Consider the following 13,895-nt stretch of genomic DNA (forward strand, 5'->3'; position numbering starts at 1 on the left):
TCATTAAAATGGTGGGTCGTGCAGGATTCGAACCTGCGACCAATTGATTAAAAGTCAACTGCTCTACCAACTGAGCTAACGACCCGGTGGTGGGTGATGACGGGATCGAACCGCCGACCCCCTCCTTGTAAGGGAGGTGCTCTCCCAGCTGAGCTAATCACCCGATACTACGCTGGATACTGCTAATTGGTGGGTCGTGCAGGATGACTCGGCTTCGCCTCGCCCTATGGGCCGTTGCTGTCGCAACGTTATCCTTCACGTTTTACTATCGCGTTCCACCAGAACGATTGGTGGGTCGTGCAGGATTCGAACCTGCGACCAATTGATTAAAAGTCAACTGCTCTACCAACTGAGCTAACGACCCACTCTGGCGTCGCTTTGGGCTTGTTTGATATCCCTTGGCAACGGCGGCATATATTACTGATTTCAGAATTCAGCGCAACTAAAATTTCGATAAAGATCACTTAACTGCTGGCGATTCAGGCGACAAGACCAGAAATAACGCGATTTCTGGTCATGCCGTAATCAACCAAGAGCATTAAGTCGTTTTTGCGCTTGTTTCGCACCGTCGGTGCCGGGGAATTTGCTGATCACCTGCTGGTAAACCGCTTTCGCTTTCGCGGTATCACCTTTGTCCTGCATGATCACGCCGACCTTAAACATGGCGTCCGGCGCTTTTGGCGATTTCGGGTAGTTCTTCACCACCGAGGCGAAGTAAAACGCCGCATCGTCTTTTTTCCCCTTATTGTAGTTCAACTGTCCGAGCCAATAGTTGGCGTTCGGCTGATAAGTTGAATCCGGGTACTTTTTAACGAAGTTCTGAAACGCCACCATGGCGTCATCCTGGCGTGAAGCATCCTTCACCAGGGCAATGGCCGCATTGTAATCGGTGTTCGCATCGCCGGTCATCGCCGGAGCGCCTGACGAGGCCGCTGGCGCTGCGCTGGCGGTAGCCGCACTCTGATCGCTGGAAGACGACGACGCCTGAGCGCCCGCCGCCGCTGCGCCACTTCCGCTCGTCAGCCCGTCAATCTGCAGCAGAATCTGCTTCTGACGCTCAACGATCTGATTCAGCTGATACTGGTTCTCCTGGATCTGACCACGGAGAGAATCAATGTCAGTCTGGTTATCAGAGAGTTGTTGCTGGAGTTGGGTTAAAAGCTGGCTGTGAGCATTGGAAATACGCTCGAGTTGAGTGACACGGTCTTCGACCGAGCCTGAGCCGACACTACTGATTGGCGCCTGAGCAAAAGCGGCCCAGGGGGCCGCTATGCCAACCAGTAACGACAGACTCAATAAATGATGTCTGAAGTTACTGCTCATGCAATTCTCTTAGTATACCAGTACGGCGCGACGGTTTTTGGCATATGCCGCTTCGTCATGACCCAGTACTGCTGGTTTTTCTTTACCGTAAGAAACGATGGAGATCTGATCGGCAGAAACACCTTTGCCCTGCAGATACATCTTAACGGCGTTAGCACGACGCTCACCCAGCGCGATGTTGTATTCCGGGGTACCGCGCTCATCCGCGTGACCTTCTACAGTCACTTTGTAGGACGGGTTGCTGCGCAGGAAGTTAGCGTGCGCGTCCAGCATTGCAGCGAAGTCAGAACGGATATCGTACTTGTCCAGATCGAAGTAAACGATGTTGTTCTGCTGCAGCTGCTGCATCTGCAGACGAGCTTGCTCTTCAGAAGACATGTTGCCGCCGTTACCGTTAGCGTCCATACCAGTGCCGGCACCCAGCATGCCTTCACCGCTCTGGTCGTTGCTGGCGTTCTTGTTAGAAGAACATGCCGCGATTGCCATAACCGGCAGAGCGATCATCAGCCCTTTCAGCACTTTGTTCAGTTGCATTTCTTTGATTCCTTTAATAATCAATTATTTATTATCACAGATACGGCGACCAGGCAGGCGATTTTACCTGTCCATCAGTTGCCGGAAGACGCGCTTTGAAACGCCCATCTGTAGAAACCAGATTCAGCACGGATCCCATCCCCTGAGAAGAGCTGTAGATTACCATAGTGCCGTTAGGTGCCAGACTTGGCGTTTCGTCTAAAAACGTTGATGACAGAACCTGTACACCACCCGCTTCCAGATCTTGTTTGGCAATGTGCTGCTGGCCGCCGGCCGAGCTGACCATTACCATCGTTTTACCATCCGCGCTCACGTCAGCGTCCTGGTTCTGCGAACCTTCCCAGGTGATACGCTGCGGCGTGCCGCCATTAATATTGACTTTATACACCTGCGGACGACCGGCCTGGTCAGAGGTAAAGGCCAGGTTCTGGCTGTCCGGGAACCAGCTTGGTTCGGTGTTGTTGCTGCGACCGTTGGTCACCTGACGAATCTGACCCGAGCCCAGATCCATCACGTACAGGTTCAGGCTACCGGTTTTCGACAGCGCGAAGGCCAGTTTAGAACCATCCGGCGAGAACGCCGGCGCGCCGTTGTGCTGCGGGAAGGAGGCAATCTGACGCACAGCGCCGTTCGCCAGGGTCTGCACCACCAGCGCAGAGCGACCGCTCTCGAAGGTGACGTAAGCCAGTTTTGAACCGTCCGGTGACCAGGCCGGGGACATCAGCGGCTGGGAGGAGCGGTGAACCACAAACTGGTTGTAGCCATCATAATCGGAAACGCGCAGCTCATACGGGAACTGACCGCCATTGGTCTGCACCACGTAGGCGATACGAGTCCGGAAGGCGCCTTTAATACCGGTCAGCTTTTCAAATACCGCGTCGCTGGCAGTGTGCGCGGCATAGCGCAGGTACTGTTTAGTGACTTTGAAAGAGCCTTGCGCCAGCGTTGTGCCCGGCGCACCGCCGGTATCCACCAGCTGATACGCTACCTGGTAAGAACCATCCGGGTTTGACGTCACCTGACCGACGACCACGGCGTCAATGCCCAGCGCAGACCAGGCAGCAGGCTGCACTTCCTGGGCACTGGTCGGCTGCTGCGGCAGACGCGAGCGATCCAGCGGGTTGAATTTACCGCTGTTGCGCAGGTCAGCCGCCACGATACCGCCAACATCTTCCGGCGCAGCGCCCTGGCCGGCCCACTGGAACGGTACCACGCCGATGGGGCGCGCCGAGTCCACCCCCTGGGTGATCTCGATACGTACTTCTGCGTGCAGCACCGCCGCCCACAGCATTAAAAAACCAAATGCTACTCGTAATGCCTGCTTCATCATATCTCCCTTATCCGGGCGGAAAGCCCACGATAATTTAGCAGAATGTTAACAAACTCAAATACACAAAACTACCAAAACCCATGACCGCCCTATTTTCTTTCCCCCCGCTGACGCGGGGGAAAAAGCGCTTAAGGTTTGAAGTCCAGTGGCGCATTTTTGAACGTTTCATAAACAGCCTGCGACGGCGGTTTAGGGAATTTGCTCATCCGACTGGTGGCCGCCAGCATTTGCTGGCAGAACGCCGGATCGCCGCCTTCCGATTTCACACTCAACAACGTTCCATCCTGAGCCAGGTTTACGCGCAACGTACATACTTTACCCTTGTACGTATCCCAGTCATAGAGATGTCCTTTAATCGCGGCCTGCACCTGCGAAATATAGCTGGCAATCTCCGCCTGAGACGCACCGCCCTGCCCCGGTTTACTTCCTTTAGCAGGTGAAGAGCCACCTGTGCTACCGCTGGTGCTACCTTTCGGCGCATTCTTACCTGAACTCAGATCGCCGAGCAGGTCGTCCACGCCGTCCGCTTCTTTCGCAGCAGCCGCTTTCTTCGCTGCCGCGGCTTTTGCTGCTGCCGCTTTGGCCGCTTTATCGGCCGCTGCCTTCTCAGCAGCAGCCGCTTTGGCTGCTGCGGCTTTTTCAGCTGCGGCGGCTTTCTCGGCGGCGGCCTTCTCCGCGGCCGCTTTTTGCGCGGCGGCCTTCTCAGCGGCTTTTTCAGCGGCTTTTTCTGCTGCCGCTTTTTCAGCCGCGGCCTGCTTAGCCGCTTCCTGCTGGGCCTTCTTCTCCGCTTCCTGTTGCGCTTTCTTCGCCGCTGCCGCTTCCGCTTTCTTCTGCGCCTCTGCCGCGGCTTTCGCCGCTTCGGCTTCCGCCTGTTTCTTCGCATCGGCCGCCGCTTTCGCGGCGGCGGCTTCGGCCTGTTTCTTCGCGTCAGCCGCCGCTTTCGCTGCCGCCAGTTCAGCCGCTTTCGCCTGGGCATCCGCCTTCGCTTTCGCCTCGGCGGCCGCTTTGGCCGCCGCTTCCTGCGCTTCTTTGGCCTGCGCATCCGCTTTGGCTTTCGCCGCCGCGGCAGCCTTGGCAGCGGCTTCCTCAGCCTGCTTCTGTTGTTCCTTCGCTTCTTTCGCCGCTTCCTGCGCCTGCAGCCGCTCCTGTTCGAGCTGTTTCAGCCGTTCCTGTTCCGCCGCCTGCTTCTCACGTAACTCTTCCGCCTGCTGCTGCGCCTGTTTTTCACGCTGTTCAGCGGCGCGACGTGCGCTGGCCTGCTGCTGTTGCTGACGGTTATAATTGTTTACCACCGCCCCCGGATCGACCATGACGGCATCAATCGACGATCCCCCGCCGCCGCCGGCAGAGGCATCCAGATGCTCGTCAAACGAACTCCATATCAGCAGCGCGATCAGTATGATGTGCAGCGCGACTGAAATGATGATCGCTCGTTTAAGCTTGTCGTTTTGTTCGGTTGCCTTTGACACTATCGGTTCCCAAAAACTGTTCGCCTGTACCCGCGATGCGCACCGACGGCGAGCGATACTCGCCGCCGAACGCCGTGCGGACGCACCTACCTGAAGCGATTAAATAGGTTTGGTCATCAAGCCGACCGATTTAACCCCTGCGCTATGCAACAGGTTCAGCGCTTTAATAATTTCATCGTAAGGGACGTCTTTCGCACCGCCGATCAGGAATACCGTTTTCTCATTGGCTTCAAGACGACGCTTCGCTTCGGCAATCACCTGCTCCGGCGGCAGCTGGGACAGCGTCTCCTGCCCCACTTTCACGCTGTACTGCCCTACCCCGGAGACTTCCACAATCACCGGCGGATCGTCATTGCTTTTCACCGCTTGCGATTCCGTGGCGTCCGGCAGATCGACTTCCACGCTCTGCGTAATGATCGGCGCCGTTGCCATAAAGATCAGCAACAGCACCAGCAGGACATCCAGCAGCGGAACGATGTTGATCTCGGACTTCAGTTCGCGACGTCCGCGTCCACGTGCTCTGGCCATGGCTTACCCCTTATTGCTTTCGCTGGTGGTAAAGGCCTGACGGTGCAGAATAGCGGTGAACTCTTCCATAAAGTTGTCGTAATTCAGTTCAAGCTTGTTCACCCGCTGGTTCAGGCGGTTGTACGCCATCACCGCCGGGATAGCGGCGAACAGACCGATCGCGGTGGCGATCAGCGCTTCGGCGATACCCGGCGCCACCATCTGCAGGGTGGCCTGCTTCACCGCGCCAAGGGCGATAAAGGCGTGCATGATCCCCCAGACGGTGCCGAACAGACCGATATACGGGCTGATGGAGCCTACGGTGCCGAGGAACGGAATATGGGTCTCCAGCGTTTCCAGCTCGCGGTTCATCGAAATACGCATCGCGCGCGATGCCCCTTCGACGATCGCCTCCGGCGCATGGCTGTTGGCCCGATGCAAGCGCGCAAACTCTTTGAAGCCGCTGTAGAAGATCTGCTCCGAACCGGTCAGATTATCGCGACGCCCCTGGCTCTCCTGATACAAACGGGACAGTTCAATCCCGGACCAGAATTTGTCCTCGAACGCTTCAGCTTCGCGCGCGGCCGAGTTAAGGATACGCGTTCTCTGAATAATGATAGCCCAGGAAGCGATAGAAAAACCAATCAAAATCAACATGATAAGTTTAACCAGAAGGCTCGCCTTCAGGAACAAATCAAGGATATTCATGTCAGTCACTGCTTAAACTCCGCGACAATAGACTTGGGAAGCGCACGTGGCTTCATTAAGAGTGGATCAACGCACACAATGAGAACCTCAGCTTCGTTTAACACTGTATTCTCGGCGTTGACGATTCGCTGCGTAAAAACCAAAGAGGTGCCGCGCATCGAGGTAATTTCCGTCTGGACTTCGAGCATGTCGTCGAGTCTGGCGGGGGCAAAATACTCCAGCGTCATTTTGCGAACCACGAAGGCAACGCGTTCAGCCAACAGAACCTGTTGACTAAAGTGATGGTGGCGCAGCATCTCTGTGCGTGCTCTTTCATAAAAAGCGACGTAACTGGCGTGGTAAACCACACCACCGGCGTCGGTATCTTCGTAGTAGACCCGAACCGGCCATCGAAACAGCGTTGTATTCACTTTACATCCCGGTAATGCAAAAAAAGGTTAGAGCTTTCAAACTTCGCTACTATACGCGCGGGAAAGGTGGTTTGGAATGGGGGAAAGTAAACGGGGAGTAAATTTTTATGGGCTTATGCAAGCCCATAGCATTAACAGAGATCTCTTATTCAAAAGAAGAAAAAGAAGAGACCTAAAGCGAGCACGATATCAGCGATAAGCGGACAAAAAATCCCCTGCCAGTGAACGGCACGCGGGCGGAAGCCCACGCCGTGAATTACGCCGCTGCAAACCGCCCACATCAGCAAGAAACCGTGCCAGATTTCCAGCTCGCTGGTCTTCGCGGCAAAGCGCGACGGATCCCAGAAAATGCAGCCTGCCAGCAGCAGCGCCATCAACAAGGAAAGCGCCCTTAACGGGCGCTTGTCCATTATCGCATACATATACTTTATCATTCACATCGCCTCTTTGTTGGCTACGTCTGCTTACCCCAGTCACTTACTGGTGTAAGCTCCTGGGGATTCACAGACTTGCCGCCTCGATGCAACCCGAATGATTTCGTATATCGCATCACGATAATACTCATCAGTGTTCTTCTTTACCTGCTTTGGTGGCTTCCACGTGCTCAAGCGCCAGCGCGGTAATCACCCCAAAGGCACAGGCAAGAAGCGTTCCCAAAATCCATGCGAAGTACCACATATATAGCTCCTTACCTTAGTACAGCGAGTGGGTGTTCTTTTCGATGTCTTCACGGGTGATGCGGCCAAACATCTTCCAGTAACACCAGCTGGTGTAGCCCAGAATGATCGGCACGAAGACAATCGCCACGTAGGTCATCAGGTTCAGCGTCCGCTGGCTGGAGGTCGCGTCCCACATCGTCAGGCTGGCGTTCAGCATGGTGCTGGACGGCATGATGAACGGGAACATCGCGATACCGGCAGTCAGAATGATGCAGGCCAGGGTCAGCGAGGAGAACAGGAATGCCCAGGCGCCTTTATCCGCTTTGGTCGAAACGACGGTCAGCAGCGGCAGCACCACGCCCAGGGCAGGGATCGCCCACAGCGCTGGCATATTGTTAAAGTTCACCATCCACGCGCCAGCCTCACGCACCACTTCTTTGGTCAGCGGGTTAGACGGGCCGGTATGGTCAATCACCGATTTCACCACATAGCCGTCGATGCCGTAGTAGACCCACACGCCCGCCAGCGCGAAGCAGACCAGCGTCACCAGCGCCGCCACCGTGGAGACGGTGCGGGTGCGCAGATGCAGTTCGCCTACGGTACGCATCTGCAGGTAGGTCGCGCCCTGGGTGAGGATCATCGCCACGCTGACGATACCGGCCAGCAGACCAAACGGGTTCAGCAGCTGGAAGAAGTTACCGGTATAGAACAGACGCAGGTATTCGTCGACATGGAACGGCACGCCCTGCAGCAGGTTGCCGAAGGCCACGCCAATCACCAGCGGCGGCACGAAGCTGCCGATGAAGATGCCCCAGTCCCACATGTTGCGCCAGCGGGTGTCCTCGATCTTGGAACGGTAGTCGAAACCGACCGGACGGAAGAACAACGAGGCCAGCACCAGAATCATCGCCACATAGAAACCGGAGAACGCCGCGGCGTAGACCATCGGCCAGGCAGCGAACAGCGCGCCGCCGGCGGTGATCAGCCACACCTGGTTACCGTCCCAGTGCGGGGCGATGGCGTTGATCATAATCCGACGCTCGGTGTCGTTACGGCCGAGGAAGCGGGTGAGCATGCCCACCCCCATGTCGAACCCGTCGGCGACGGCGAAGCCAATCAGCAGGATGCCAATCAGCAGCCACCAGATAAAACGCAATACTTCATAATCGATCATTTGACGACTCCTGTCTTAGCGTGCCGACTGAATAGCCGCAGAGGACTGTTCAAAATGATAGCGGCCGGTTTTCAGGCTGCTAGGTCCTTTGCGGGCAAACTTGAACATCAGGAACAGTTCAGCCACCAGGAACAGCGTGTACAGACCGCAGATCAGCAACATAGAGAAGATCAGATCGCCCGCGGTCAGCGACGAGTTGGCCACCGCCGTCGGCAGGACTTCACCAATCGCCCACGGCTGACGGCCGTATTCGGCAACAAACCAGCCCGACTCCACGGCAATCCACGGCAGCGGCAGGCCATAGAACGCGGCGCGCAGCAGCCATTTTTTCTCGCCGATACGGTTACGAATCACGCTCCAGAAGGAGGCGCCGATAATCAACAGCATCAGGATGCCGCACGCCACCATGATACGGAAGGCGAAGTACAGCGGTGCGACGCTTGGAATAGAGTCTTTGGTGGCTTTGGCGATCTGCTCTTCCGTGGCGTCAGCGACGTTCGGGGTATAGCGTTTCAGCAGCAGACCATAGCCGAGATCTTTCTTCACGTTATTGAACTGGTCGCGAACGGCCTGGTCGGTGGAACCGGCGCGCAGTTGCTCCAGTAGCGCGTAGGCTTTCATGCCGTTACGGATACGCTCTTCGTGCTGAACCATCAGATCCTTCAGACCGATAACCGGCTTATCCACCGAGCGGGTGGCAATGATGCCCAGCGCGTAGGGGATCTGGATAGCGAAGTGGTTAGTTTGCGCATTCTGATCGGGAATACCAAACAGGGTAAAGGCCGCCGGCGCAGGCTGGGTTTCCCACTCTGCTTCGATAGCCGCCAGTTTGGTTTTCTGCACGTCACCCATTTCGTAACCGGATTCGTCACCCAGCACAATAACGGAGAGGATCGCCGCCATACCGAAGCTGGCTGCGATGGCGAAGGAGCGCTTAGCAAAGGCAAAGTCACGGCCTTTCAGCATGTACCAGGAGCTGATAGCCAGGATAAACATCGCACCGGTGACATAGCCAGACGCCACAGTGTGAACGAATTTCACCTGAGCAACCGGGTTGAGCACCAGTTCGGAGAAGCTGACCATCTCCATACGCATGGTTTCAAAGTTGAAGTCCGATGCGATAGGGTTCTGCATCCAGCCGTTAGCGACGAGGATCCACAGCGCGGAGAGGTTGGAGCCCAGAGCGACCAGCCAGGTGACGGCCATATGCTGAACTTTACCCAGACGATCCCAACCGAAGAAGAACAGACCTACAAAGGTGGATTCGAGGAAGAAGGCCATCAGACCTTCAATGGCCAGCGGCGCACCGAAGATATCGCCCACGTAGTGTGAGTAATACGACCAGTTAGTCCCGAACTGGAACTCCATGGTCAGACCGGTCGCCACACCCAGCGCGAAGTTGATACCAAACAACTTGCCCCAGAATTTGGTCATATCTTTATAAATCTGTTTGCCGGAAAGGACGTAGACCGTTTCCATGATGGCCAGCAGGAACGCCATACCGAGCGTCAGTGGCACAAACAGGAAGTGGTACATCGCGGTCAAGGCAAACTGTAAGCGCGACAGTTCGACTATATCTAACATCATGACTCCTTGCTCATCGCATGAAGACTCCGAAAATGAACCGAGAAGCTCTGGCTCATACGCATGCCCCAATACAAATTTTTATTTGTCGCCCGCCCGGAGCGGGTTTCAACCGAAAGTGAAACCACGCCAGGACAAGGTTACAAATACGTTAACGAAAAACCCAATTGATTCCCCAATATATTACGCCGCAATAACCTTACAATAAATATGTTTTTATTGTTCCAGTTTTACATTTTTCGACGGTGATCAATATATAGCGAAGATGGCCGGTTTAGGCCAATTTGACTTGAGACAATTTAACGTTTTTTGAAGGATTTTTCCAAGCATTAAGTATTGATATAAATCAATTTTTACTCTGCGTGTTAATTATGTAGCTCAATAAAGAATATTGGTAAACCCAATGTTAATGCTGTGTTTAAAGTATGCCTTGATTGGTTACTAAAAAGGGAAAGATGAGAATCATAGGTAATATTATTTAACGCCACAGGAAAAAAATAAAAAAAAGAGCCGATCCGATTAATGCTAGACCGCTCACAGTATTTTTTCCTGCTTTCTTCTCCCCTCCCCCACTCTTTTTTTTACTGTCTGTTTCGTTACCCTGCGGTACGACCAGGGCAAATTTTCATTTCCGACAACCGCGCGTCGATAATATTTATGAAATAATTCATAAAATCAATATGATAGATAAGGTTTTTGCCAAACGCAGGGTTTGCTGACGCAGCGGCTTTCGGAACAAGCGGACAACGGCCAAAAAAAAGGCCACCTGACGGTGGCCAACCATGTCGAAATCGGACAGATTTCTGCTTGCGGATAAGCAGAGAGGGTTTACTTGATGATAGCTTTCAGCGCTTCGCCGATATCGGCCAGGCTGCGAACGGTTTTCACACCGGCTGCTTCCAGGGCTGCGAATTTCTCATCGGCAGTACCTTTACCGCCAGCGATGATGGCGCCAGCATGGCCCATACGCTTGCCCTTCGGCGCGGTCACGCCCGCGATGTAACCGACAACCGGCTTGGTCACGTGCTCTTTGATGTAGGCAGCCGCTTCTTCTTCCGCGCTACCGCCGATCTCACCGATCATCACAATCGCTTCGGTCTGCGGGTCTTCCTGGAACAGCTTCAGGATATCGATGAAGTTAGAGCCCGGGATCGGGTCGCCGCCGATACCGACGCAGGTAGACTGACCGAAGCCGTAGTCGGTGGTCTGCTTAACTGCTTCATAGGTCAGGGTACCGGAACGGGAAACGATGCCCACTTTACCCGGCTTGTGAATGTGACCCGGCATGATGCCGATTTTGCATTCGCCCGGAGTGATCACGCCCGGGCAGTTCGGCCCGATCATGCGCACGCCCGCTTCGTCGAGCTTCACTTTCACGGTCAGCATATCCAGCGTCGGGATACCTTCGGTGATGGTGATAATCAGCTTAATGCCAGCATCGATAGCTTCCAGAATAGAATCTTTGCAGAACGGCGCCGGAACGTAGATGACGGATGCGGTTGCGCCGGTGGCTTCGACCGCTTCGCGAACGGTATTGAATACCGGCAGGCCCAGATGCGTGGTGCCGCCTTTGCCCGGGGTGACGCCGCCGACCATTTGCGTACCGTAAGCGATGGCTTGTTCAGAGTGGAATGTGCCCTGGCTACCGGTGAAACCCTGGCAGATAACCTTGGTGTCTTTATTAATTAAAACGGACATTATTTCCCCTCCACTGCGGCAACAACCTGCTGAGCTGCATCCGTCAGACTTTTCGCTGCAATAATATTCAGGCCGCTGTCAGCCAGTTTCTTCGCGCCCAGTTCGGCGTTGTTACCTTCCAGACGAACCACGACCGGAACGTTAACCCCAACTTCCGCTACCGCACCGATGATGCCGTCAGCGATCAGGTCGCAACGTACGATACCGCCGAAGATGTTCACCAGCACCGCTTTCACGTTGTCATCAGAGAGGATGATTTTGAACGCTTCGGTGACGCGCTCTTTGGTCGCACCGCCGCCCACGTCGAGGAAGTTAGCCGGTTCGCCGCCGTGCAGTTTAACGATGTCCATGGTACCCATCGCCAGGCCTGCGCCGTTAACCATGCAGCCGATGTTGCCGTCCAGCGCGACGTAGTTCAGTTCCCACTGCGCCGCCTGCGCTTCACGCGGATCTTCCTGCGACTGGTCGCGCATTTCGCGCAGATCCGGCTGGCGGAACAGCGCGTTGCCGTCAGCGCCCAGTTTGCCGTCGAGGCAGATCAGGTCGCCCTGCTTAGTGATAACCAGCGGGTTGATTTCGATCAGCGCCAGGTCGCGCTCCAGGAAAATGGTCGCCAGGCCCATGAAGATCTTGGTGAACTGCTGAACCTGTTTACCTTCCAGACCCAGTTTGAACGCCAGTTCACGACCTTGATAAGGCATCGGGCCCGCCAGCGGATCGATGGCGATCTTGTGGATCAGGTGCGGGGTCTCTTCCGCCACTTTTTCGATTTCCACGCCGCCTTCGGTAGAGGCCATGAACACTACGCGACGGGAGCTACGGTCAACGACCGCGCCCAGGTACAGCTCTTTGTCAATATCGGTCGCCGCTTCAACCAGGATCTGGTTAACCGGCTGGCCGTTCGCATCTGTTTGATAGGTCACCAGACGTTTGCCCAGCCAGTGCTCGGCAAATGCGCGGATCTCTTCTTTGCTCTTCACCACTTTCACACCGCCCGCTTTGCCGCGGCCACCAGCGTGAACCTGACATTTCACTACCCACGGACCCGCGCCGATTTTTGAAGCGGCTTCTTCTGCTTCACGCGGAGTAGTACAGGCATAACCCACCGGCGCCGGTAAGCCATAGCGGGCAAAAAGTTGTTTTGCCTGATATTCATGTAAGTTCATGTGTTCAGTCCATCCTTCAGGGTGTAATTATCTTTAAACCTGTAGGCCTGATAACGGCGTTAACGCGTGTTATCCGGCCTACGGTAGGTAATACGCTTGCTGACTACACGTCCAGCAGCAGACGGGTCGGATCTTCCAGCAGCTCTTTAATCGCCACCAGGAAGCCTACCGATTCACGTCCGTCGATCAGACGGTGGTCGTAGGAGAGCGCCAGGTACATCATCGGCAGGATCTCTACCTTGCCATTCACCGCCATCGGACGGTCTTTAATGGCATGCATACCCAGGATGGCGCTCTGCGGTGGGTTGATGATCGGCGTGGACATCAGGGAGCCGAACACGCCGCCGTTGGTAATGGTGAAGTTACCGCCGGTCAGGTCGTCTACGGTCAGCTTGCCGTCACGGCCTTTCACCGCCAACTCTTTAATATTCTTTTCGATATCCGCCATGCCCAGCAGGTCAACGTCACGCAGAACCGGGGTGACCAGGCCGCGTGGAGTGGATACGGCCATGCTGACGTCGAAGTAGTTGTGGTACACCACGTCGTCGCCATCGATAGAGGCGTTCACTTCCGGATAGCGTTTCAGCGCTTCCACGACCGCTTTCACGTAGAAGGACATAAAGCCCAGACGGATGCCGTGACGTTTTTCGAACGCGTCGCCGTACTGCTTACGCAGATCCATGATTGGCTTCATGTTGACTTCGTTGAACGTGGTCAGCATGGCGGTGGAGTTTTTCGCTTCCAGCAGACGCTCGGCCACGCGTTTACGCAGGCGGGTCATCGGGACGCGTTTTTCAGAGCGGTGGCCCAGCTGCGGCGCCGGCGCGGCTGCCGGGGCAGCGGCTGGCGCTTTGGCTTCTGCCGCCGCCGGGGCTTTCGCCAGATGTTTCTCGACATCTTCGCGGGTCAGGCGGCCGCCGACGCCGGTGCCTTTGATGGCCGCCGCGTCGAGGTTGTGTTCAGCCAGCAGACGACGGATCGCCGGGCTCAGCGCATCGTTGTTCTGCTCTTCCAGAGAGGCCTGCTGACGCTGCGCCGGCGTGGACGCTTTCGCATCGGCTTTTTCGCTGCTTTCTTTACCTGCGCTGTTACCTTCGCGCAGGCGGCCAAGGATCTGGCGAGACAGGACGGTAGCGCCCTCGTCTTCCAGCACTGCATCCAGAATGCCGTCCGCTGATGCCGGTACTTCCAGTACCACTTTGTCAGTTTCGATTTCGACCAGGACTTCGTCACGGACGACCGCGTCGCCCGGTTTTTTGTGCCAGGTGGCGACGGTTGCGTCAGCTACGGACTCAGGCAGGTCGGGAACCAGAATATCTACGCTACTCATTGT

At 55.6% G+C, this 13,895-nt stretch carries 14 protein-coding genes and 3 tRNA genes; all 17 read right to left on the reverse strand.

Annotated elements, in window-relative coordinates; all coding sequences use genetic code 11:
* Nucleotides 1-9: 9 nt before the first annotated feature.
* A tRNA-Lys gene (locus LGM20_RS17795) sits at nt 10-85 on the reverse strand.
* Nucleotides 86-87: 2 nt separating this feature from the next.
* Nucleotides 88-163: transfer RNA gene (locus tag LGM20_RS17800), tRNA-Val, on the reverse strand.
* Between the two features lie 125 nt (nt 164-288).
* A tRNA-Lys gene (locus tag LGM20_RS17805) sits at nt 289-364 on the reverse strand.
* Nucleotides 365-525: 161 nt separating this feature from the next.
* Nucleotides 526-1,323, reverse strand: coding sequence for a cell division protein CpoB (cpoB, locus tag LGM20_RS17810; RefSeq protein WP_044521679.1), 798 nt, complete (start codon nt 1,321-1,323; stop codon nt 526-528).
* A 9-nt stretch (nt 1,324-1,332) separates the two neighbouring features.
* Nucleotides 1,333-1,857, reverse strand: a complete 525-nt coding sequence (gene pal, locus LGM20_RS17815; RefSeq protein ID WP_002895068.1) for a peptidoglycan-associated lipoprotein Pal — start codon at nt 1,855-1,857, stop codon at nt 1,333-1,335.
* A 34-nt stretch (nt 1,858-1,891) separates the two neighbouring features.
* Complete coding sequence (gene tolB / locus LGM20_RS17820; RefSeq protein WP_023288877.1) at nt 1,892-3,184, reverse strand: Tol-Pal system beta propeller repeat protein TolB; 1,293 nt, start codon at nt 3,182-3,184, stop codon at nt 1,892-1,894.
* Between the two features lie 131 nt (nt 3,185-3,315).
* A complete protein-coding gene (tolA, locus tag LGM20_RS17825; protein WP_004885996.1) occupies nt 3,316-4,656 on the reverse strand; it encodes a cell envelope integrity protein TolA in 1,341 nt (446 codons plus the stop codon).
* A gap of 99 nt (nt 4,657-4,755) precedes the next feature.
* On the reverse strand, nt 4,756-5,184 hold the full coding sequence (gene tolR, locus LGM20_RS17830) for a colicin uptake protein TolR (RefSeq protein ID WP_002895061.1): 429 nt from the start codon (nt 5,182-5,184) through the stop codon (nt 4,756-4,758).
* Between the two features lie 3 nt (nt 5,185-5,187).
* Nucleotides 5,188-5,880, reverse strand: a complete 693-nt coding sequence (gene tolQ / locus LGM20_RS17835) for a Tol-Pal system protein TolQ (protein WP_004152221.1) — start codon at nt 5,878-5,880, stop codon at nt 5,188-5,190.
* Nucleotides 5,877-6,281: a tol-pal system-associated acyl-CoA thioesterase gene (gene ybgC, locus LGM20_RS17840; protein ID WP_002895056.1), complete on the reverse strand. Its 405-nt coding sequence runs from the start codon at nt 6,279-6,281 to the stop codon at nt 5,877-5,879. Before ybgC ends, tolQ begins: the two co-directional genes overlap by 4 nt.
* A 149-nt stretch (nt 6,282-6,430) precedes the next feature.
* The gene (ybgE, locus tag LGM20_RS17845; protein WP_008805691.1) at nt 6,431-6,715 is read right to left on the reverse strand and encodes a cyd operon protein YbgE; all 285 of its coding nucleotides are present in this window, start codon (nt 6,713-6,715) and stop codon (nt 6,431-6,433) included.
* Nucleotides 6,716-6,845: 130 nt separating this feature from the next.
* Nucleotides 6,846-6,959: a cytochrome bd-I oxidase subunit CydX gene (cydX, locus tag LGM20_RS17850; protein WP_004100325.1), complete on the reverse strand. Its 114-nt coding sequence runs from the start codon at nt 6,957-6,959 to the stop codon at nt 6,846-6,848.
* Between the two features lie 15 nt (nt 6,960-6,974).
* Nucleotides 6,975-8,114, reverse strand: a complete 1,140-nt coding sequence (gene cydB / locus LGM20_RS17855; RefSeq protein ID WP_004885993.1) for a cytochrome d ubiquinol oxidase subunit II — start codon at nt 8,112-8,114, stop codon at nt 6,975-6,977.
* Nucleotides 8,115-8,129: 15 nt separating this feature from the next.
* Nucleotides 8,130-9,698: a cytochrome ubiquinol oxidase subunit I gene (gene cydA / locus LGM20_RS17860; protein ID WP_002895047.1), complete on the reverse strand. Its 1,569-nt coding sequence runs from the start codon at nt 9,696-9,698 to the stop codon at nt 8,130-8,132.
* An 828-nt stretch (nt 9,699-10,526) separates the two neighbouring features.
* Nucleotides 10,527-11,396, reverse strand: a complete 870-nt coding sequence (sucD, locus tag LGM20_RS17865) for a succinate--CoA ligase subunit alpha (RefSeq protein ID WP_000114633.1) — start codon at nt 11,394-11,396, stop codon at nt 10,527-10,529.
* The gene (gene sucC / locus LGM20_RS17870) at nt 11,396-12,562 is read right to left on the reverse strand and encodes an ADP-forming succinate--CoA ligase subunit beta (protein ID WP_002895039.1); all 1,167 of its coding nucleotides are present in this window, start codon (nt 12,560-12,562) and stop codon (nt 11,396-11,398) included. The genes sucD and sucC overlap by 1 nt, the downstream gene beginning before the upstream one ends.
* A 103-nt stretch (nt 12,563-12,665) precedes the next feature.
* Entirely contained in the window at nt 12,666-13,892 is a 1,227-nt protein-coding gene (gene odhB / locus LGM20_RS17875) for a 2-oxoglutarate dehydrogenase complex dihydrolipoyllysine-residue succinyltransferase (protein ID WP_023288876.1), read from the reverse strand.
* Nucleotides 13,893-13,895 lie beyond the last annotated feature (3 nt).

The sequence above is a fragment of the Klebsiella quasipneumoniae subsp. quasipneumoniae genome, from assembly GCF_020525925.1.
Lineage (GTDB): Bacteria > Pseudomonadota > Gammaproteobacteria > Enterobacterales > Enterobacteriaceae > Klebsiella > Klebsiella quasipneumoniae.

Bases quoted from the DNA above. Each gene is read 5' to 3' on its own strand.
- cpoB (WP_044521679.1), bottom strand. From the start codon at position 1,323: ATGAGCAGTAACTTCAGACATCATTTATTGAGTCTGTCGTTACTGGTT.
- pal (WP_002895068.1), bottom strand. From the start codon at position 1,857: ATGCAACTGAACAAAGTGCTGAAAGGGCTGATGATCGCTCTGCCGGTT.
- tolB (WP_023288877.1), bottom strand. From the start codon at position 3,184: ATGAAGCAGGCATTACGAGTAGCATTTGGTTTTTTAATGCTGTGGGCG.
- tolR (WP_002895061.1), bottom strand. From the start codon at position 5,184: ATGGCCAGAGCACGTGGACGCGGACGTCGCGAACTGAAGTCCGAGATC.
- ybgE (WP_008805691.1), bottom strand. From the start codon at position 6,715: ATGATAAAGTATATGTATGCGATAATGGACAAGCGCCCGTTAAGGGCG.
- cydX (WP_004100325.1), bottom strand. From the start codon at position 6,959: ATGTGGTACTTCGCATGGATTTTGGGAACGCTTCTTGCCTGTGCCTTT.
- cydB (WP_004885993.1), bottom strand. From the start codon at position 8,114: ATGATCGATTATGAAGTATTGCGTTTTATCTGGTGGCTGCTGATTGGC.
- cydA (WP_002895047.1), bottom strand. From the start codon at position 9,698: ATGTTAGATATAGTCGAACTGTCGCGCTTACAGTTTGCCTTGACCGCG.
- sucD (WP_000114633.1), bottom strand. From the start codon at position 11,396: ATGTCCGTTTTAATTAATAAAGACACCAAGGTTATCTGCCAGGGTTTC.
- sucC (WP_002895039.1), bottom strand. From the start codon at position 12,562: ATGAACTTACATGAATATCAGGCAAAACAACTTTTTGCCCGCTATGGC.
- odhB (WP_023288876.1), bottom strand. From the start codon at position 13,892: ATGAGTAGCGTAGATATTCTGGTTCCCGACCTGCCTGAGTCCGTAGCT.